This window comes from Natrinema caseinilyticum (assembly GCF_024227435.1).
Classification (GTDB): Archaea; Halobacteriota; Halobacteria; order Halobacteriales; family Natrialbaceae; genus Natrinema; species Natrinema caseinilyticum.
In genome coordinates, this window is sequence record NZ_CP100445.1 from 98,121 (window position 1) to 115,662 (window position 17,542).

14 protein-coding genes and 1 pseudogene are annotated in these 17,542 nt (G+C 62.6%); 4 read left to right on the forward strand and 11 right to left on the reverse strand.

Features of this window, described 5'->3' with window-relative positions; all coding sequences use genetic code 11:
* Window positions 1–172: 172 nt before the first annotated feature.
* Window positions 173–1,531 carry a sodium-dependent transporter gene (locus NJT13_RS00480; RefSeq protein WP_254523543.1) on the forward strand — a complete coding sequence of 453 codons (1,359 nt, stop codon included), beginning with the start codon at window positions 173–175 and terminating at the stop codon, window positions 1,529–1,531.
* A 77-nt stretch (window positions 1,532–1,608) separates the two neighbouring features.
* Here NJT13_RS00480 and NJT13_RS00485 read toward each other — a convergent pair whose 3' ends face one another.
* The 10 genes from NJT13_RS00485 to NJT13_RS00525 form a co-directional block, all read right to left on the reverse strand.
* Window positions 1,609–2,343 (reverse strand): SDR family NAD(P)-dependent oxidoreductase, encoded by a 735-nt coding sequence (locus NJT13_RS00485; protein ID WP_254523544.1) that lies wholly within the window; start codon window positions 2,341–2,343, stop codon window positions 1,609–1,611.
* Between the two features lie 156 nt (window positions 2,344–2,499).
* Window positions 2,500–2,946 (reverse strand): response regulator, encoded by a 447-nt coding sequence (locus tag NJT13_RS00490; protein ID WP_254523545.1) that lies wholly within the window; start codon window positions 2,944–2,946, stop codon window positions 2,500–2,502.
* Between the two features lie 207 nt (window positions 2,947–3,153).
* On the reverse strand, window positions 3,154–3,441 hold the full coding sequence (locus NJT13_RS00495; protein ID WP_254523546.1) for a hypothetical protein: 288 nt from the start codon (window positions 3,439–3,441) through the stop codon (window positions 3,154–3,156).
* 139 nt (window positions 3,442–3,580) lie between these two features.
* Window positions 3,581–3,955 (reverse strand): CBS domain-containing protein, encoded by a 375-nt coding sequence (locus NJT13_RS00500; protein ID WP_254523547.1) that lies wholly within the window; start codon window positions 3,953–3,955, stop codon window positions 3,581–3,583.
* A 234-nt stretch (window positions 3,956–4,189) separates the two neighbouring features.
* The gene (locus NJT13_RS00505) at window positions 4,190–5,023 is read right to left on the reverse strand and encodes a HEAT repeat domain-containing protein (protein ID WP_340681177.1); all 834 of its coding nucleotides are present in this window, start codon (window positions 5,021–5,023) and stop codon (window positions 4,190–4,192) included.
* A gap of 60 nt (window positions 5,024–5,083) precedes the next feature.
* On the reverse strand, window positions 5,084–5,215 hold the full coding sequence (locus tag NJT13_RS23240; RefSeq protein WP_340681178.1) for a hypothetical protein: 132 nt from the start codon (window positions 5,213–5,215) through the stop codon (window positions 5,084–5,086).
* A 183-nt stretch (window positions 5,216–5,398) separates the two neighbouring features.
* The gene (locus NJT13_RS00510; protein WP_254523548.1) at window positions 5,399–7,417 is read right to left on the reverse strand and encodes a SpoVR family protein; all 2,019 of its coding nucleotides are present in this window, start codon (window positions 7,415–7,417) and stop codon (window positions 5,399–5,401) included.
* Entirely contained in the window at window positions 7,410–8,738 is a 1,329-nt protein-coding gene (locus tag NJT13_RS00515) for a YeaH/YhbH family protein (protein ID WP_254523549.1), read from the reverse strand. The genes NJT13_RS00510 and NJT13_RS00515 overlap by 8 nt, the downstream gene beginning before the upstream one ends.
* Complete coding sequence (locus NJT13_RS00520) at window positions 8,729–11,014, reverse strand: PrkA family serine protein kinase (protein WP_254523550.1); 2,286 nt, start codon at window positions 11,012–11,014, stop codon at window positions 8,729–8,731. The genes NJT13_RS00515 and NJT13_RS00520 overlap by 10 nt, the downstream gene beginning before the upstream one ends.
* 1 nt (window position 11,015) lies before the next feature.
* The gene (locus NJT13_RS00525; protein ID WP_254523551.1) at window positions 11,016–13,088 is read right to left on the reverse strand and encodes a PrkA family serine protein kinase; all 2,073 of its coding nucleotides are present in this window, start codon (window positions 13,086–13,088) and stop codon (window positions 11,016–11,018) included.
* 662 nt (window positions 13,089–13,750) lie between these two features.
* On the opposite strand from NJT13_RS00525, the gene NJT13_RS00530 reads away from it, so the two are divergent.
* The 3 genes and pseudogenes from NJT13_RS00530 to NJT13_RS00540 all read left to right on the forward strand — a co-directional run bounded on the left by NJT13_RS00530 (window position 13,751) and on the right by NJT13_RS00540 (window position 16,796).
* Entirely contained in the window at window positions 13,751–14,185 is a 435-nt protein-coding gene (locus NJT13_RS00530; protein WP_254523552.1) for a DUF5820 family protein, read from the forward strand.
* Window positions 14,186–14,271: 86 nt separating this feature from the next.
* Entirely contained in the window at window positions 14,272–14,718 is a 447-nt protein-coding gene (locus NJT13_RS00535; RefSeq protein ID WP_254523553.1) for a UPF0179 family protein, read from the forward strand.
* A gap of 219 nt (window positions 14,719–14,937) precedes the next feature.
* Window positions 14,938–16,796 (forward strand): annotated as a pseudogene (locus NJT13_RS00540) (sensor histidine kinase).
* Window positions 16,797–16,870: 74 nt separating this feature from the next.
* On the opposite strand, the gene NJT13_RS00545 reads toward NJT13_RS00540, so the two are convergent.
* Entirely contained in the window at window positions 16,871–17,458 is a 588-nt protein-coding gene (locus NJT13_RS00545; protein ID WP_254523554.1) for a HalX domain-containing protein, read from the reverse strand.
* Window positions 17,459–17,542 lie beyond the last annotated feature (84 nt).

A 17,542-nucleotide genomic window follows, 5' to 3' on the forward strand; every position in this document is an offset into this window, starting at 1 on the left:
CGGCAGGCACACTTCGTGAGCCCCGATATGGTTGCGATACCCCTCGAGTCCAGTTCTCAGCAGCGTTTTGTCCGACTTCGCGCGCATTCGCTATTTTATACATTTTGCTCTAGAAAATAACATAATGTACTCAATTGCAAGATTTTAGGTTCACGAGACTGTCGACTGGAGTATGGCACAACGAGAATCATGGGCCACGAGAACAGGATTCATATTTGCCGCGGTCGGAAGCGCGGTTGGACTGGGGAACATCTGGCGGTTCCCGTTTCAGGTTGGGCAGCAAGGGGGCGCCGGATTCGTCCTCATTTACCTGCTTTTTATCGGATTGATCGGGTTTCCGGTGATGCTCGCGGAGTTCGTCATCGGTCGTCGAACTGAACGAAATCCGGTTGGCGCGTTGAAACAGCTCGGGTCGGGCAGGCTCCGATATGCGGGATGGCTCTTCTTCACGACAGGATTTCTTATCCTGTCGTACTATAGCGTCGTCGCAGGATGGACGGTTCGATACGTTCTTCTCGGACTGCAAAACGAGTACGTCGGTGACGTCGCGGGCGCTGAAGGGCAGTTCCTCTCCGTGGCGAGCGGTGTCGATGCGGTGTTCTTCCACGCCCTGTTTATGCTCGCCATCATCGCTATCGTCGGGTTCGGTATTCAGCGTGGAATCGAACTCGCAGTGAAAGTGATGGTTCCCGCGATCATTGTCATCATGGTCGGAATGGCGATTTACGCGTTCACCCTCGAGGGTTCGGGTGAAGCGTACTCGTACTATCTCTCGCCGGACCTCGGCTATATCGCCAGCGAGTGGCAGAGTATACTGCCCGCAGCTGCTGGACAGGCGTTCTTCACCCTCTCTCTGGGGATGGGCGTGATGATTACCTACGCGTCGTATCTCGGTGAGGATCGGAACCTCGCCGAAGACGGCCTGATTATCATCGGATTCGACACTGCGATCGCACTACTCGCTGGGCTCGTCGTCTTCCCGATTTTCTTCAGCGCGGGCGTCGATCCCGGTGCTCCCGGTGCTGGTGCAGTTTTCGTGACGCTCGCGGCTGCGTTCGGCAAGCTCTCTCTGGGAGGAATTCTCGGTGCAGTGTTCTTTTTCACTGTCGCCATCGCTGCCCTCTCGAGTGCGATCAGTATCCTCGAGGTAGTCGTTTCATACTTGATCGATGAACACGGGATGAATCGATTGAGTGCGACCGCGATAATCAGCGTCGTCATTTTTCTCGTGGGGCTTCCGACAACGTACCACATCAACGTTCTCAACCTGTACGACCTATTGGTCAACAACGTTCTGCTCGTCTTCGGCGGATTCGTTATCGCGATCTTCGTCGGGTGGGTGATTTACGACTTCGCGCTCGACGAACTGCAAAAAGGTATCGGTGACCTCGGACGGTGGGGGACTACCTGGTTGTGGCTGCTGCGCGTTCCGGCGGTTGTCGGCCTGTTTATCGTCGTCCTGTTGGGGGTCACTGGATACTACGAATTCCTCACCGGCGACTTCGCGAGTTGGCTCGGGGAAACGTTCTAGAGCGGATCCCTTCGGTTCACTCGTACGCAGACAGTTCGAGCTAGCCACCGTCGGACCAACGCGTCGGGGACGGGGCCTTACGCCTCGCCGTAGACCGGTACGGCAGCGCCGCTGGTCACCGCGGCCCCGTCGCTACAGAGAAAAGCCAGTACGTCCGCGATCTCGAGCGGGTCGACCCACGAATCGTGGTCCGCGTCGGGCATCATCTCCCGGTTCATCGGCGTGTCGATCACGCTCGGCATCACGCAGTTCGCCCGCACCGTCCCGCGGTTCTCCTCCGCGAGGGTCTCCGTCAGGAGTCGGATGCCAGCCTTCGTGATTCGATAGGGGCCGTCGCCCTCGCCGCCCTCGAGCGAGGAGCGCGCGCTAATGCTGACGATCGATCCCTCAGCCTCCTGTAGGTGAGGCAGGGCGTGTTTCGACGCGAGAAACGCCGTCTTCAGGTTGACGTTCACGAGGAAGTCGAACTCTTGGAGCGCGGTCGCTTCGATGTGATCGCCGCCGCGCCACGTTCCAGCGACGTTCAACAGGTGATCGATCCGGCCGTGATCGTCGACGACGCGCTCTACGAGATCCGCGACGTCGTCCTCGTCCGTCAGGTTCGCCTCGTAGAACGCGAGCGCCGGTTCGTCGTCCGGGTCACTCTCGAGTAGGCTGTCCGCGTCGCTCGGCGCGATCACGTCCACGGCACAGACGGTGGCTCCTGCCTCGAGAAAACGTTCCACGGCTGCGCTGCCGAGCGCGCCGCTCGCACCGGTGATCACCGCCACGGTTCCGTCGAAGTCGACGTCGAACTCGTTTGTCGCTACCATACCGTACGTGTGCCGTCCGTTCGCATCAAAGGCGGGGGACGGCGGAAATCGACGCCCCGGTCGTCGCATTGCGACGGCCTCCCACTGCGGTTTCGAGGGTCGCGCGGACCTCGTCGCGAGCGAGACGTTCCCCCGGCGTAAACGCCGGGGAGGATGTCATAGTGCACTCGTCGGGAGCGCGACGCGCCGTAACCAGAAGTCGGCGATCGCCTCGGCCAGTTCGGCGTACTCGGCCGGATCTGCCGGTTTCGTTAGATAGGCGTTCGCCGCGAGTTCGTAGCTTTCACGGACGTCGTCGACGGTCGCCGATTTCGTCACCACGAGGATCGGAAGCCGTGCGAGGGCCGGTTCGTCTCCGATCTCCCTGAGTAACTCGAGGCCGCTCAGTCGCGGCAGATTCAGATCCAGCAGGATGAGGTCCGGCAGCGCCGACGGGTCGCTGGCGCTGTTCGAGAGGAGCTTCAACGCCTCCGCACCGTCGGTGACGACGCGGACCGTTATCTCGAGGTCGATTTCGGAGAACGCCTCGCTGAGGTGGCGAGCGTCTTCCGAATCGTCCTCGATCAGGAGCAGATCGATCGTGGCTGCGCGTCTGTCCATCATGGGTGACTCCTGTCCGATAGAACTACGCTGGTCGCGTTCACTCCAGTTCTCACCTGCACCTAGTCAGGGTATCGTTTTAAGGATACGTACTAAGTGATTTGGAACTGGCTCGCCGAATCGGGTTCGGTTCCTGTCACGCGAGCGCGGGAACGACCGGTGCAGCCCCATCGTATCGGGACGGCGGCTGGACTCGGTGGTGGACGCTCGTTATCCCAGTTCGATGGGGCCGTATACCAGGTCCCTGGCTGGGTCGGCCCGAGCATCGTCGGCGGCGGATTCGACGTGCGATTTGCAGTACCGTTCGCGCAGGCGTTCAGACCGCACGGTATCGAGAACGACGAGGTGGGTTGCATCGTCCGCACAGTAGGCTATCTCACAGTCGCCGAGGGATTTCCCGTCGGGGAGTTCGCGGACGATACAGGGGTCCGTCCCGTCGGACGCGAGATCGTCCGCGGGCTCTTCGCTCTCTTCGCGCTCCCGATCTTCAGCGTTCATCTGTCCTCACCCTGGTGGGTCGACTTCGCCCAAACGGGTAAACGTTTGCCCATAGGTAACACACCACATAATATTTCGATCTTACAGCTTCGACCGCGGCCGGTCGTCCGAAATCCAGGTCACGTTCGCCCGGCCCCGACTACGAGAGATGGGCCGTGACGTCCGTCGACGAGACCATTCCGACGTAGTCATCGGCGACGACCGGGAGGTGCTTGATGCCGTAGGTCGTCATCATCGCAGCGACCTCTTCCATGTAGAGGTCCGGTGTCGCGGTCTCGACGTCGGTCGTCATCACGTCAGCAACCCGCAAATCCGAGACGTCCTGGCCGTCGGCGACGGCGTCGAGCACGTCCGTGCTGCTGACGATCGCCTGTGGTGTGGTCCGAACGACCAGCGCGTTGATATCTTTCTCGCGCATTCGCTGCGTGGCCTCCATTACCGTGGCTTCATCGGAGATTGTCTCCAGCGGCGTGGACATCACGTCTTCGACGGTGACTCTATCAGTAGAACCCATGCTACCAGCAATGGGCGCCGGGGTCAAGGTAGTTTCTTTCGGGGAGCCACCCGGACGTCGCGGTCCGAAGACCCAGGGTACCCTCGAACGTCCTCGCGGCGGTACGGACGTCTCCCCGGTCTCGAGCGACGGTTATCGGCCGTGGCACTTCGAACGAACGCGGTCACTCGACACGCGGGGCCGGAGCGAGATAGCCGCCACGTGAGCAGAATTCGGTCGGGATGCAAAGCGGGGTTACGACCGTTGCTCGAGCGCCCAGTCGGCACGGTCGCGCACGATCGGTGACGGATCCCTGTTCGTGAGGTCGGTGAGTCGCGCGGCCGCTGCGTCGACATCGCCGTAGCCGAGCGCGGCGCAGGCGTTGGCCCGGACGTGCGCGTGGTCGTCGTCCAGTAAGTCGAGCAGTTTCGTCCGGACGGGATCGACCACAGCGGGGTTCTCCGAGGCGACGCGGGCGAACGCGAGTGCGGCGACGGCTCGCGTGTCCGCGTCGTCGTCCGACAGCGCCCCCTCCAGTTCGGTACAGACCGGTTCGACCGCACCCGGGTCGTCTCTGGCGACGTCGCCGAGACAACTGATCGCATCGCGTCGAAGCGCTGCCTCGTCGTGGTCGACGAGTTCGACGGCGCGTTCGACGAACTCGAGCGTCGGCACCGCCACGTCCGATCGCGCCAGCCGACCGAACGTTCGCAGCACCGTTCGCCCGTGTTCGGTCGGGTTCGCCGCGAGCGCCTCGGCGAGGACCGGCACCGCCTGCACGACTTCTTCGGGACGCCGCGTCGAGATGCGCGCCAGCGCCCGAAGCCCGTGGCGGTCGTATCCCTGTCGGTGCTCGAGGACGGCGGTGATGGCCGTCGTCTGATCGCCGACGACGGCGGGACGATCCGCCGCGAGAATCGCGAAACAGCGGATCAGTTCACCGGCGACTGGCTGGTCGGATCTGTCGACCGCGACGGCGGCGAGCGTCGCGGCCGACGGTGCGACGTCGTCGGGCGCTTCGGCAGCGATATCGGCGAGACAGGCCGCGATTTCCACGCGAAGGTCTATCCCCGGGTGCTCGAGCAGCATTCGGAGCTTCGGAACGGTCGGCACGCACGTGGTCGACCGGTTTTCCGCCTCGATTTCGGCTCAAATTCGTCGAACGGCAGCGGGCTGTGTCGACGGATCCTCACTGTCGAGTTGTGCGAGGACTGACGGCAGGTCGAACGCCGGTTCCCCCTGCTCCCGACGCTCGACGGCCTCGCCTCCCTCCCCTTCCATGGTGTCCCTGCATTGGAGATACACGGTAAAAGCGTTCTGGCCGGTGTACCCCGTGAAAACGGTTCCACGGCGGATTTCGGGGGTGGGATCGCGAGTCGAGTATCGGAGTCGTCGAAAGTCGGTTCCCATCCCGTTCGCGTCACTGCGAGCGGTGAGTAAATCGTTTCGACGACTCCGATACCTCTATGCCAGCCACTCGTCGGGCTTCGTGTCGTAGTCCACGTCGTCGGCCGCCAGATGTTCGACGTCCTCCCAGGAGACGTCCTCTGTCGCGACCGAGTCGCCGTCGTACCGGATCAGTTTCCCCCGCTCTTCCGGTTCGGGCTCGCGGTTGCGCCGCTTGGCAACCTCGATGTCGTGTTCGTCGACCTCCTTGACGATCGTCAGCAGGTTCACCGGTCGGCCCCAGAGCTCGAAGATCCGCTTGAGCGTCTCTTTTGCCTTGCCGAGGTCGAGCATGACGCCGTTGTACTGGTGGCCCAGCAGCAATTCGTTCGCGTTGTTGTAGTTGCCGTCGTAGACCGCGATCGTCGGCTTTCCGAAGTTGGTGAACTGCAAGAGGAGTTTCTTCTTGACGTCCTCGGCGGCGTCGCTGGCGACGTGGAACTGACCCGTCGCCTGCGAGTGCTCGTAGGTGAAGTAGTTGTTCTCGGTGATGAATTCCTGGGTCAGGAACTCGTCCAGGAACGTGACATCGTTGTGACTCTCCCGCACGTCGAACATCCGATCCCAGCCGGCCGCGAAGTCGACCTCCTCGAGCGCCTCGTCGACCGACGAGTACCGGGCGTCGTCGAACAGGTACCGACCGATCCGCTCGAGTTCGTTCTGGTTGACGCGCGCGAGGAAGCCGCGGTTCTGTCGCTTGACGAGCGAGTAGTGCCGTCGAGCCAATCCCTCGTAGGTCAACACCTTCCAGGGGTACGTTTCGACGTCGATCTCCCCGTTCCGCGCCCGCTCGAGCGCCTCGCGGTCGACCCACTCGTCGGGAACTTCCTCGAGCGAATCGAGCGTCCCGGGGGCGATGGTCTCGATCGCCGACGGCGGCTCGAGCGTTTCGAGAACCTCGTCGAAGTCGACGACCTCCGTGAGGTTTCGCCAGGAGATCCCTTCGACGCGCAGCAGGTGCTCGATGACTTCCTGGCGGTTCGTCGTGTTCTCGACGTACTCCCAGAGTTCCATCCCCAGGCTGTAGGGGTTGAGACCGCCGGAAGCCAGCACTTTCGCCATGTGGTCGGCGTAGTTTACGAACTCGTCGTCGCCGGCGAAGGCCTCGTCGGTCATCATCGTCGACTCCCAGTAGGCCGCCCAGCCTTCGTTCATCACCTTCGTCATCTTCTGGGCGGCGAAGTAGTAGGCCTCGGCGCGCATCATGTCGAGGATGTCCCGCTGCCACTCCTCCATTTCGACCCCCCGCCCGGCCTCCGCGTCGTACTGCTTGCCGTGCTCGCGGACGAACGCCAGGACGTCTTTCTGCGGCGTCTCGGGGAAGTTCGCCGCCCCCTCTTCGCCCTCGAGTTTCTCGACCCACTCCTCGGTAAACACCTCGCCTTTGACCTCGTCGGAGAGGTCGAGTTCGTCGAGTTTCGCCGCGAGGTCCTCGTCTATCTGGTCGCCCGCCGGCCCCTCGATGTCGAGGCGACGGCTGAACACCTGGTGTTGGTCGATGTTGTCCTCGAGCGAGAGACAGTGATCGATCCACTTCTCGACTTCGGCGCGGTCGATGTCGGGATCGGACATGTACTCGTCGATGGCTCGTGCGTGGCGCTCGAGCATGGCGGCGGCGTTGACCTGCTCTTCGTCGGATTGACCGCGGGTAAACATGCCGAACCAGTCGTTGTTCGCGAAGAAATCCGAGTGTGCCTCCACGTGCGTGATGACCGCCTTCTGGTCTGCGACCGTGTTCGACTCCTGGAGGAAGGCGTGTGCGGGGTTGTCGTTGTTGACGATCTCGAAGGCCTTCCCGCCGCTGTACTGGCCCTGCTTTTGCTGGCGGTCGTACTGCATCCCCCATCGCCAGTGGGGATATCGCGACTGGAATCCGCCGTAGGCGATGAGTTCGTTCATTTCGTCGTAGTCGATGATCCAGTATTTCACCGGATACGGGTCGAGTCCCAGCTTCGTCGCGAGGTTTCGCGCCTCGTCGACCGGTTCCTCGAGGTCGGCCGCGATCGCCTGTTTCCGGAATCTGTCTGTGTTACTCATCCTGATCACCCTCGGTCGAGAGAATGTCGTAAATCGCGTCGGTCACGTCCGACTCACCGTTGACGTACGCCACCGCGACGTCGTCGGCGTCGGTCCCGAAGTGGCGCTCGAGTTCCTCGGCGTGGGTCGCGTTGATCGCGTTCCCGCTCGGTTGCGTCTCCACGTACGCGTGGAGGTTGGCGGGAATCTCTTCCATCAGCGGGATCACGCGTTCGCCGGTATCGTTCGAGGAGTTCTCGGAGTCGCCCGCCGCGAAGACGTAGCGGTTCCAGTCGCTCCAGGGGTACTCCTCTAGCAACTGGGCGGCGAGTTCGTACGCGCTCGAGATCTTGGTCCCGCCGCCGCTTCGAATGCCGAAGAACTCGTCGCGTTCGACCTCCCAGGCGTCGGCGTCGTGGGCGATGTAGACGAACTCGGCGTTGTCGTACTTGCCCTGGAGATACCAGTCGAGGGGTGTGAACGTGCGTTCGACGAGTTCGCGTTTTTTCTCGCGCATCGAGCCGGAGACGTCGCGGATGTTGACGACGACGACGTTCTTCTCTTTTTCCTCGATGATCTCCGGGTGGCGATAGCGCTCGTCCTCGCGGCGGAAGGGGACGTGCCTGATCCCCTCCCGGCGAATCTTCTGCTGGACGCTCTCGCGGTCGACGTTTTCCTCGACCTCCTGGATCGAGGCCCACGTGCCGCGTTCCGCGTCCGGAACGTCCTTGTACGCTTCTTCGATCCAGGCCATCGACACCGGGAGGTTTTCCCCGCGTGCCCACTCGAAGACGTCTCTGGGGGTGATGCCCTCGACCTTGCACAGCTCTCGGAGGAAGTCCTCGTCGAAGTCCATCGAGAGTTTTCGCTTGAGCCCTTCCTTGAACATGCGCTCGAAGTCGAGCGTGCTGTTCGGGCCGGTCCGCGTGAGGTCGGTAAACGGACCCTCCTTCTCTTCGACGACTTTCTTTCCCTTCGGATCGAGGTCGAGCCCGAGTTCTTCGTCGAGTTCTTCGGCGAACTCGTCGGGGTCCATCTCGTAGTATTCGTGCTCCCCGCCTTCCTCGCCGGGTTCGCCGTCGTCGCCGTCGTCGTCGCCCGGCTGGGGCTGTGGCTGGCCGACCGGCTGGCCGGTGTCCGGGGTTCCGTCTTCTCCCTGTCCGACCCCGCCTTTGTCGCGCTGGTCGTACTCGAACTCCGGCAGCGAGATGATCTTCACCGGAATCTTGATTTCCCCCGGCCTGCTCTGACCGAGGTCTCCGTACTGGATGAAGTCGGCCAGGTCCTCGCGGCGTTCCTCGCCGACTTCGCGGAATCGATCGAGGTCGTCTCTCAGTCCCATCTGTAGCTCACCTGTCCCATAACGTGTCTGCTCGTCAGTTCGGCCGATGCCTCCGTGTACCCGAAGAGGGAGACCAGTGTTTCGATCGTGTCCGCTTTGACCGTCGCCGTCTCGGTCCCGCTCGGCGGATCGTCCCACTGGCGCGGGTCGAAGTCCTCGAAGGTCCGCTCGACGTCGTCCCAGTCGTGGCTCTCGAGGACCGTCTTGATGACCGGAATCGCGGTGAGATCGACGTCTTCGACCGAGAAGTCCTCGTTCCGGTGTTCCCACGCGTGGCGGTTCAGCGACGTGATTACCTTCTCGCGTCGGAAGTCACGGACGCTCTCGCGGGGAAGGTTCCCCTCGTACTCATCCTCGGAGAACCGTCCGAGGTGCTCGACCTCGAACAACTTCATCTTCAGCGGGTCCGGTTCGACGCGCTCGCCGCGGTCGTTGTGCAGCGGCTCGTCGGTTTCCCAGGCGTAGACGTGTTCGACGTACTCGGCGACGGTCTCCTCGTCGACGCGCTTGTCGTGCATGATCGCCTCGATGACGTCGCTCTCCTGTTGGTCGTAGATGTAGTTCTTGACGGGGACGACGCGGTTCTCGAACTCGGAGCGCTCGTTCGTCGAGAAGACCGGCGCGTCGGCCAGTCCCTCGACCAGCGCGTTCAACACGTCGCGGGGCATGACGACGTCCTCGACCGACAGGTCGGGGTGGTGGCGGTCCCGATCGGTCTGGAGTAGTTCCGCGAGGGTGTCTCGCGTATACGTTACCGGAACGCCGTGGTCACCGTCCGAACCGTCGTCGTCGAAGTCGAACTCGTCTTTGGCCCGTCTGGTGTCGCCCTCCTGTAGGTACCCCTGATCGTAGATGAGCGCCTTGTCAACGAGGTCGAGGCCGTTCGGGAGGTCCTCTTCGTCCATTCGCGTGACGACGGCGTACAGCGCCGCCGACTCGATCGCGTGGGGCGCGAACTCCTGGACGCGCGTTTCGCCGTCGCGGTCTTTGACGGTCACCGTCACCGGCTCGCGGATCCGCTCTCCGAGTTCGTCGTAGCTATCGGCCTCCCAGACTTCCGTCTCGTTCGTTAGCTCACGCCGGATCAGCTCCGTCTCGAGCGAGAGGTTCGTCAGGTAGCCAAAGCGGTGTTTGTCGAGCCGACGTTTGAGCGCCTTCAGCGGATCCATCCCGTTCCGGTCGGCGTGCTGGTTGAGCTGGGCCTCGAGATCGGGATTCGAGATGATCAGCATCTGCGTGTCGACGTCCATTCCGATCCCCTTGTCCAGCTTCACCGACTGCTCGTCCGGGACGTTCAGCAGCTTCTGGAGCAGGTCGGCGTGTTGGGCGGCGTCTTCGACGATCGTGAGAACGCCGTTGCCCTGGGACAGGACGCCGTCGTAGCTGAAGGCTTGCGGGTTCTTCCGTCCGCGCGAGTCGAGTTCCTGGAGCATCCCGTGCATCCACGAGCCGACGAGGCGTTCTTTCGGTCGGCCGTCGTCCTCCGAGTGGAGGACGCCGACGCCCTGACCGACGTCCACGACGTAGTTCTTGACGCGGAGGTGGCTCTCGTCGGTGATCGCCGAGAACAGCGCGTCCTCGCCCTCCCGACGGTAGCGCTCCTCCAGGAAGTCGTAGGCTTCCCGAGAGAACGGATCGAGTTGCGCGTCCACCTGGACGGGAACGTGGTCGTCGAGACCGTCGTTGAGCTGGGCGAGCAGGTCCTCACGGACTTCGGGCGGGAACACCGACAGCGGATGCGCCTGGACGGGGCTCTCGTACCAGTTCTGGTCGTCGCCGGCGGTCGCGTCGCCGCCGTAGCTTAGACCCCGTTCGCTGGCCTCGGCGGTGGTGACGTTCCACTCGACGGTGTACCTGCGCCCCGCCGGCGTTTTCGAGTACTCGCGCAGTCCGTTGACCAGACAGCGCTTGAGCTCTGACTTCCCGGTCGCGGTCGGCCCCTCGAACCAGATTATCTTCTCGTCTTTCGCGCGTCCCGCGGCGATCGATCGCAGGTCGTCGACGAACCCGTTTAGCACCTCGGTGTTCCCGAGAATCGCGTGCTCGCCGTCGTTGTGCGGGTCGTCGAAAAAACGGTATCGCTCCTTCTCTTCGCCCTCCTCGACCACCGTGCGAGTGCCGGCGGCTTCGATCGCCTCGAGCAGGTACTTCGAGGCGTGGGAGGCGACGGTCGGGTTCTCGAAGATCCGATCGACGTACGCCGCGAGGCTCATCGGTTCCTCGTAGGTCTCCTCGAGCGCGCGATCCGCCTCGGTGACGTAGTCGTGTCCGGTCATGTTAGTCTTCCATCTCGGCTTTGGCGACCTCAGCGCCGGCGAACTCGAGCACCTCCTTTGCGCCTTCTTCGGAGTAGCCCTGTTCGATCAGGGCGTCGATCCACGCCGAGCGTTCGTCGTCGTCGAATTCGTTTGCCGACACCAGTGCGGAGAAATTGATGTTGTGTTTCTTGTCCTCCCAGAGCTTGCGCTCCAGGGCGCGGCGCAGGCGTTCGTTGTCCTGCGGGTTGAAGGCTTCTCCTTCGCGTGCGCGCCTCGAGACCCAGTTCGAGACCTCCTGACGGAAGTCCTCTTTGCGGTCTTCAGGGATGTCGAGTTTCTCTTCGACCGACCGCAGGAACGTCTCGTCCGGTTCCTGCTCGCGGCCGGTGAGTTCGTCCTCGATGGTGTCGTCGTCGATGTAGGCCATGACGTGATCCATGTACTTCTCGCCCTGACGTTGGATCTCGTCGATGTCGTACGCCAGCGCGTGGCGAACGTCCTCGATGGCCCGTTCCCTGTACTCCTCGCGAACCGTCTCGAGGTAGCGGTAGTACTGTTCGAAGTTCTCTTCGGGGACCGAGCCGTGGTGCTCCAAGTTCTCCTCGAAGAAGTTGAACACCGTCAGCGGCGAGAGGAAGCCGCGCTGTCGGTGCTTCGAGTCCATGATCGCCTCTGCGATCTCGTCGCCGATGAACCGGGGTGAGATGCCGACCATCCCTTCCCCGATTTCGGCCTTCGCGGCGGCCTCGTCGCGGAGTTTCTTGACGTCGATGTCGTCTCCCTCGTCTATCTCGCCGTTGTAGGCCTTCGCCTTGGAGAGCAACCCGACGGTCTCGGTGTCGGGTTCTTCGATACGGGTGAGAACGCCGAACAGCCCCGCCATCTCCAGCGTGTGTGGCTCGACGTTGATGTCGGGAACGTCGGCGTTGTTCAGCATCTTCTCGTAGATCTGGGCCTCGTCTTCGTACGAGAGGACGTAGGGGAAGTCGATCCGCTTGGTGCGGTCGTTGAACGCTTCCATCTTCTCGTCGCCCTTTTTGTCCTTGTACTCGGGCATGTTGGTGCGGCCCACGATCACCTGGTCGATGTCGATCCGCGGGTTGTTCTTGGGCTTGATCGTCTGTTCCTGGGTCGCGTGGAGGAAGTCGTAGAGGAATTCCCGCTGGAGTTTCAGTAGCTCCTCGCCGGAGAAGATGCCGCGGTTCGCGTTACAGAACGCCCCCGAGTAGTCGAACGCGCGCGGGTCGCTCTCGCCATAGATCGCGATCTTCGAGTAGTTGACGTCGCCGGTGAGTTCCGTCTCGTCCTGGTTTTTCTTGTCCTTCGGCTCGAAGGTTTCCAGCCCCTGGCGCTTGTTTTCGTCGGCGACGAACCGGACGATCTCGACGTGGTTTTCGAGCACCTGCTGGAGGTCGTCGTCGTAGTACGCGAGGAGTCTGTCCATGTAGAACTCGCTTTCCGGATCCAGCGCCTGTTCGTTCTGGATCGTATACGGGGCGTCGAGGTTCTCGTTGAGGTCGTCGATCACCCGCTGGCGCTGCTCGAGGGGGAGGAGAACGAGCGGATCCTGGTTCATCGGGGACCGGACGGTATCGTCGGCCGGATCCTGGTCCTGGATGACGTCACAGAGGTTCGTCCAGCGGAACGTGTACATCCGTCCCTCGTCCCGCAGGGTGTAATCCTCGAAGTACTTGCGGACCTGCTTGTCGAAGTGAGACTTCCCGGAACCGACCGGGCCGAGCAGGAGTTTGATCCGCCGTTCCGGACCCAGGCGTCGGGCACCCGATTTGACTTTGTTGACGAACTCGTGGATGGACTGGTGGATCACCTTCCCGTAGAAGGTGTTCTCGCCGTCGCCCAGCGGATCCTCGCTCGCGAGCTGGTACTCGACCATCCCTTCTGTCTCGTCGTAGGTGGTGCCGTAGTAGTCGAACATGTCCGCGACGCGCTGATGGGCGTTGCGGGCCACCTTCGGGTCTTCGTATACCTCTTCTAAGTACCAGTCGAAGGACTTGGTTTCCCGCAGGTCTGCGGGCATCGATTCCTTGTAATCCGTACTGAGCTGCTCGAGTGTCTCGATGTCACCGGTCATGGTATCATTGCCAGTTTCGGGTTCCCCCGTATACGGTCGTCCGTGATCGCACGGAACGCGGAAGCGGACGTCGTTCGACCAACCGAGGCGTCTCGTGGCCGAACCGTCGGAATCCGTCGCCTCGCGTCACCCGTTGTGGACGCGGCGTGGCCGTCAGACTCCTCGAGCGGGCACCCGGGGAGCGTGACCCTTCGCGGGCGGCGTCTATCTGCCGTGTCATGTGTCATCTATCACCACTGTCCGTTGCGCGACAACCGTTCGGCGTCTCGGGCAACGGTGCGCCGGGGACGGGCGCGGAGTGGATCGGTCCGGCAAACGGATACCGATAGTATTTAATGAGTGAGTAATCCAGCTACTTAACCTTAGCCCCAAAAGATATTTATCAGAATTTTATTGCAGCAATATATTGGCAGAACTATGTTATGATTATCGGTATCACACCACACAATCGTGCCGGGAGGACATAAGTCGACGGCCTGCAATTCCTACGTTGGCTCGCGCGCGCGGCCCGACTGCTCGCGCGACGGTAACGCAGTGTCCCGATTTTCGTCGATCGGTTCGTCAGGTCCGCGGGCGGTTCGTCGGTCGGAGCGTGCGACCGCCGCTTTCGGTCGTCCGCGTCCGACGACGAGGCTTTAGCCACCCCGGCCCAATCGACAGCTATGTCCGATTCGGACCCCGGGGGACACCTGGATCGCTCGAGCCTGCCCGACGGCTGGGACGTCTGGAGTCAGGGCGAAGACGGCCGTCTCGTACTCGCCTACCGGCCCGACGTGTTCAACGCGGACGCGTTTCCCGCCGCCTGTTTGCCGACGCTGTATCTCACCCACGGCAAACGGACTCGACGACCCGGGATCAATCCGGTCGACACCGCCGATTCTTCGGACTGGTTCGTCACGCTCTATCTCGAGCCCGACGTCTCCCTGAACGAGACGCGGCGCTTCCCGACTCGAGCGGCAGCGCTCGAGGCTGTCGTCGAACTCGCCGAGGAGTTCGACGCGGGCGAAATCGATTATCGAGCGCTGTACCAGGTTCCACGGGAAGCATATTTCGAGCGACTCGACGAACTCACTGGTGACGAGCGCAGCGAGTGCTGATCCGATTCGACTGCCCCGGCGTCGCCGGTTCCACTCGAACCGCTCCAGACGTGACGCTTAACAGCCGGTGGCGACTACCCGTTCCTATGTCGACCGTTACGCTCATCGGCTCTCGGCTGGCCGAGCCGGGAACCGAGTTCGTCTACGAGGGCGAAGCCGACGCCTGTACGGGCTGTCCCTACCGCAGCCAGTGTCTCAACCTGTCGGTCGGAACGAAGTATCGTATCACGTCCGTCCGCGAAAACGCCCAGACGCTCGAGTGTGCCATGCACGATGGCGGCGTGCGCGCCGTCGAGGTCGAACCGGCGACCGTCCGGGCGAACATCGCGTCGAAGGGCGCTTTCGCCGGCAGCAAGACGAGCCTCCCCGGCCCCTGTCCGTACGTCGAGTGTCCGAGCCACGAGTACTGCGAGCCGGACGGCGTCGCGTTCGGCGAAGAGTACCGGATTACGGACATTCTCGGCGACCCGCCACACGAGGTCTGTCACCTCGACCGGTCGCTCGAACTGGTGGAACTCGACTCCGCCGACTGAGCACTCACCACTCACGACCCGCCGCGGTGCTCTCGGGTCGAACGGGAACCCGAATGGTTTCTGATCACACAGGACAGGCCGTCGCTCGGCCACGACACTGAAATAGGGCTTTCACGAATTATGGGCTGATTGGCCGTCGATGGTGACAACAGCTCCGGGCGATGTTCGTCTCGAACACGATGGTGGCACGGGTCCGTCGATCGACGGGGGTGAAAATCGGTGACGACACGTTCGGCACCCATCGTCGACCGCGTTACCGACGCTTTCTTCGCACTCGATACGGGCTTTCGGTTCACCTATCTCAACGAGCGAGCCGAAACGCTGCTCAAACGCGACCGCGGTGAACTGATCGGGCGCGTTATGTGGGACGAATTCCCCCAGACGGTCGAAACGCAGTTCCCGGAGGGGTTCCACCGCGCGATGGACGAACAGGTACCCGTCTCGTTCGAGATTTACCACACCCACCTGGAGACCTGGTTCGAAGCGACGGCCTCCCCTTCCACGACCGGTCTCTCGGTGTACATGCGGGACGTCTCCGAGCGACGAGCGCAGGAGACGACGCTCGCCCAGCACGCCGCAGTCGTGGAGGCGATCCGCGACGCCGTCATCACGCTGGATCGCAACCGCGAGATCGTCACCACCAACGGCGCAACCGAATCGATCCTCGGTGCGAGCCGGTCTGATCTGGTCGGTAAACACGTCGAGGCGCTTACCGAACACGCGGGACTCGCCGACGAACACGCCGTCGAGATCGGCCGAGCGATCACCGACGTCGACGTCGGCAACGCCGATCGTCGCCAGGTCGAGTTGCCCTACAGCGGCTCGGACGGCGCGGACCGGATGGGCGAGTTCCGGTTCGTCCCCGTCGAGGACAACACCGCAACGGTCGCCGTCGTCGTTCGTGACGTCACCGACCAGCACGAGTACGATCGCGTCGTGACGTCGCTCCACGAAGTGACGCGATGGCTCCTCGAGTCCGACGACCCCGAGGAGATCTGTGCCATCGCCGTCCACGCGGGCAGCGACCTGCTCGATTTGCCGATCAGCGGTGTCTGGCTGCTCGAGGAGGAACACGGCTATCTCGAGCCAGTCGCCGGAACCGCCGGTGCACACGTCAGTTCGGCGGACTCCCGCGGTTCAACTCACGCGAGGGGCTCGTCTGGGATGTCTTCGAAGCCGGCGACGTCGAACTGTTCGACGATCTCAGAACCGTCGATGGACCCTACAATCCGGAGACGGTGGTTCGATCGGAGATAATCGCGCCGATCGGTACCCACGGCGTTCTCATAACCGGAGCGCTCGATCCGTACCGGTTCGACGAGACGGACGTCGATCTCGTCTCGACGCTCGTCGAGAACACGCGCGCCGCCCTCGATCGAGCCGATCACGAGCGGGTCCTTCGGGACCGAACGGCGGAACTCGAGCGCCAGACCGAACGGCTCGAGGCAGTCGCCGAGGTTCTCTCGTCAGACCTGCAACACCAACTCGCGGCCGTCGCCGACGCACTCGAGAACGAACGAGTCGGCAAGTGGGAGTTCCCGCTCGCCGAAGACACCGTCGAGACGACGCTCGACCGAGCCGAACAGTTCGTCGACGACATCCGGGAGTTCGCCCGCAACGCGACGGCGGTCCGGACTCGCAGCCGGCTCCGTCTCGAGTCGGTCATCGAAGACGCCGTCGCCGAATCGCGACTGTCCCCGGCATCGCTCGTCGTCGACGCCTCGGCGTGGCTTCGAGCCGACCGAGATCGGTTCGTCCACCTCCTCGAGACGGCGTTCGATAGCGCCGCCGCGAGAGCGACCGACGACGTCACCATCCAGATCGGACTCGTCGGGTTCGAAAACGGCGGCAGTCGGGGGATCTTCGTCCTCGACGACGCCGCCGAAATCCCCCCGAACGCACACGACCGCGTCCTCGATCCGACCGCCGACGACGAGACCGCGATCGACGGACTCGGGCTCGCGCTCGTCCGGACTATCGCCGAGGCCCACGACTGGGAGTGTACGGTCACCAACGGCGCCAACGGCGGGACGCGGATCGAGATTCGCGATATGACGACGCTCGAGCGGCGGCGGTAGGAAGGGTAGGAAGCCAGGTCGACGGTGCGGAAACCGAGCGACGAAACGGTCCGGATTCGGTCTCGCTACTTCGATTACTTCGGAATGACCGATTCGCGCGCGATATCCTGACAGAGCTGTCGGTACCCGTCCTGTTCTAACAGCTCCTGTACCGTATCGTTGACACGGACGCGAAGAACCGCAATTCGATCGTTGAGTTCGGCGTACTCCTGGCTGGACTGGCGTTCGGCCTCCGTCTTCTGGTCGTCGAGTAGCGCCTTCTTGGAGGCGAGTGCGAAGAATTCCTGAAGCTGTTCGTCGTAGGTGGATCGAAGGACCAGTTGGTCGATGATCGCGATCAGTTCCTTCTTCGAGACCGGTTTGACGAGGTAGTCGTCGAATCCCATCTCGATGATGTCGAAGTCCGGTTCGACCGCTGTCACCATCGCGACCCGGCAGTCGAGCGATCGGTTCCGGATCGTATCGAGGACCGTGTCCCCGGAGAGACCGGGCATCCGCCGGTCGAGCAACACGACATCGATGTCCTCGTCGATGGCGTCGAGCGCTTCGTTGCCGTCGTACGCCGTCTCGACGTCGCACTCGCCGCCGAGCCAGGCCGCGTACAGGTTCGCAAGGTCCGGCTCGTCTTCGACGATCAGAACGGACGGGGTCTCGGTTGTCATCAAACTTCCTCCTGGTGTACCTGCTCGTAAGACGAATAGTTCCCGATGTATATCAATATACCGGACACTCCATCGAGTAAACGT

Bases quoted from the DNA above. Each gene is read 5' to 3' on its own strand.
- NJT13_RS00480 (WP_254523543.1), top strand. From the start codon at position 173: ATGGCACAACGAGAATCATGGGCCACGAGAACAGGATTCATATTTGCC.
- NJT13_RS00485 (WP_254523544.1), bottom strand. From the start codon at position 2,343: ATGGTAGCGACAAACGAGTTCGACGTCGACTTCGACGGAACCGTGGCG.
- NJT13_RS00490 (WP_254523545.1), bottom strand. From the start codon at position 2,946: ATGATGGACAGACGCGCAGCCACGATCGATCTGCTCCTGATCGAGGAC.
- NJT13_RS00495 (WP_254523546.1), bottom strand. From the start codon at position 3,441: ATGAACGCTGAAGATCGGGAGCGCGAAGAGAGCGAAGAGCCCGCGGAC.
- NJT13_RS00500 (WP_254523547.1), bottom strand. From the start codon at position 3,955: ATGGGTTCTACTGATAGAGTCACCGTCGAAGACGTGATGTCCACGCCG.
- NJT13_RS00505 (WP_340681177.1), bottom strand. From the start codon at position 5,023: ATGCTGCTCGAGCACCCGGGGATAGACCTTCGCGTGGAAATCGCGGCC.
- NJT13_RS23240 (WP_340681178.1), bottom strand. From the start codon at position 5,215: ATGGAAGGGGAGGGAGGCGAGGCCGTCGAGCGTCGGGAGCAGGGGGAA.
- NJT13_RS00510 (WP_254523548.1), bottom strand. From the start codon at position 7,417: ATGAGTAACACAGACAGATTCCGGAAACAGGCGATCGCGGCCGACCTC.
- NJT13_RS00515 (WP_254523549.1), bottom strand. From the start codon at position 8,738: ATGGGACTGAGAGACGACCTCGATCGATTCCGCGAAGTCGGCGAGGAA.
- NJT13_RS00520 (WP_254523550.1), bottom strand. From the start codon at position 11,014: ATGACCGGACACGACTACGTCACCGAGGCGGATCGCGCGCTCGAGGAG.
- NJT13_RS00525 (WP_254523551.1), bottom strand. From the start codon at position 13,088: ATGACCGGTGACATCGAGACACTCGAGCAGCTCAGTACGGATTACAAG.
- NJT13_RS00530 (WP_254523552.1), top strand. From the start codon at position 13,751: ATGTCCGATTCGGACCCCGGGGGACACCTGGATCGCTCGAGCCTGCCC.
- NJT13_RS00535 (WP_254523553.1), top strand. From the start codon at position 14,272: ATGTCGACCGTTACGCTCATCGGCTCTCGGCTGGCCGAGCCGGGAACC.
- NJT13_RS00545 (WP_254523554.1), bottom strand. From the start codon at position 17,458: ATGACAACCGAGACCCCGTCCGTTCTGATCGTCGAAGACGAGCCGGAC.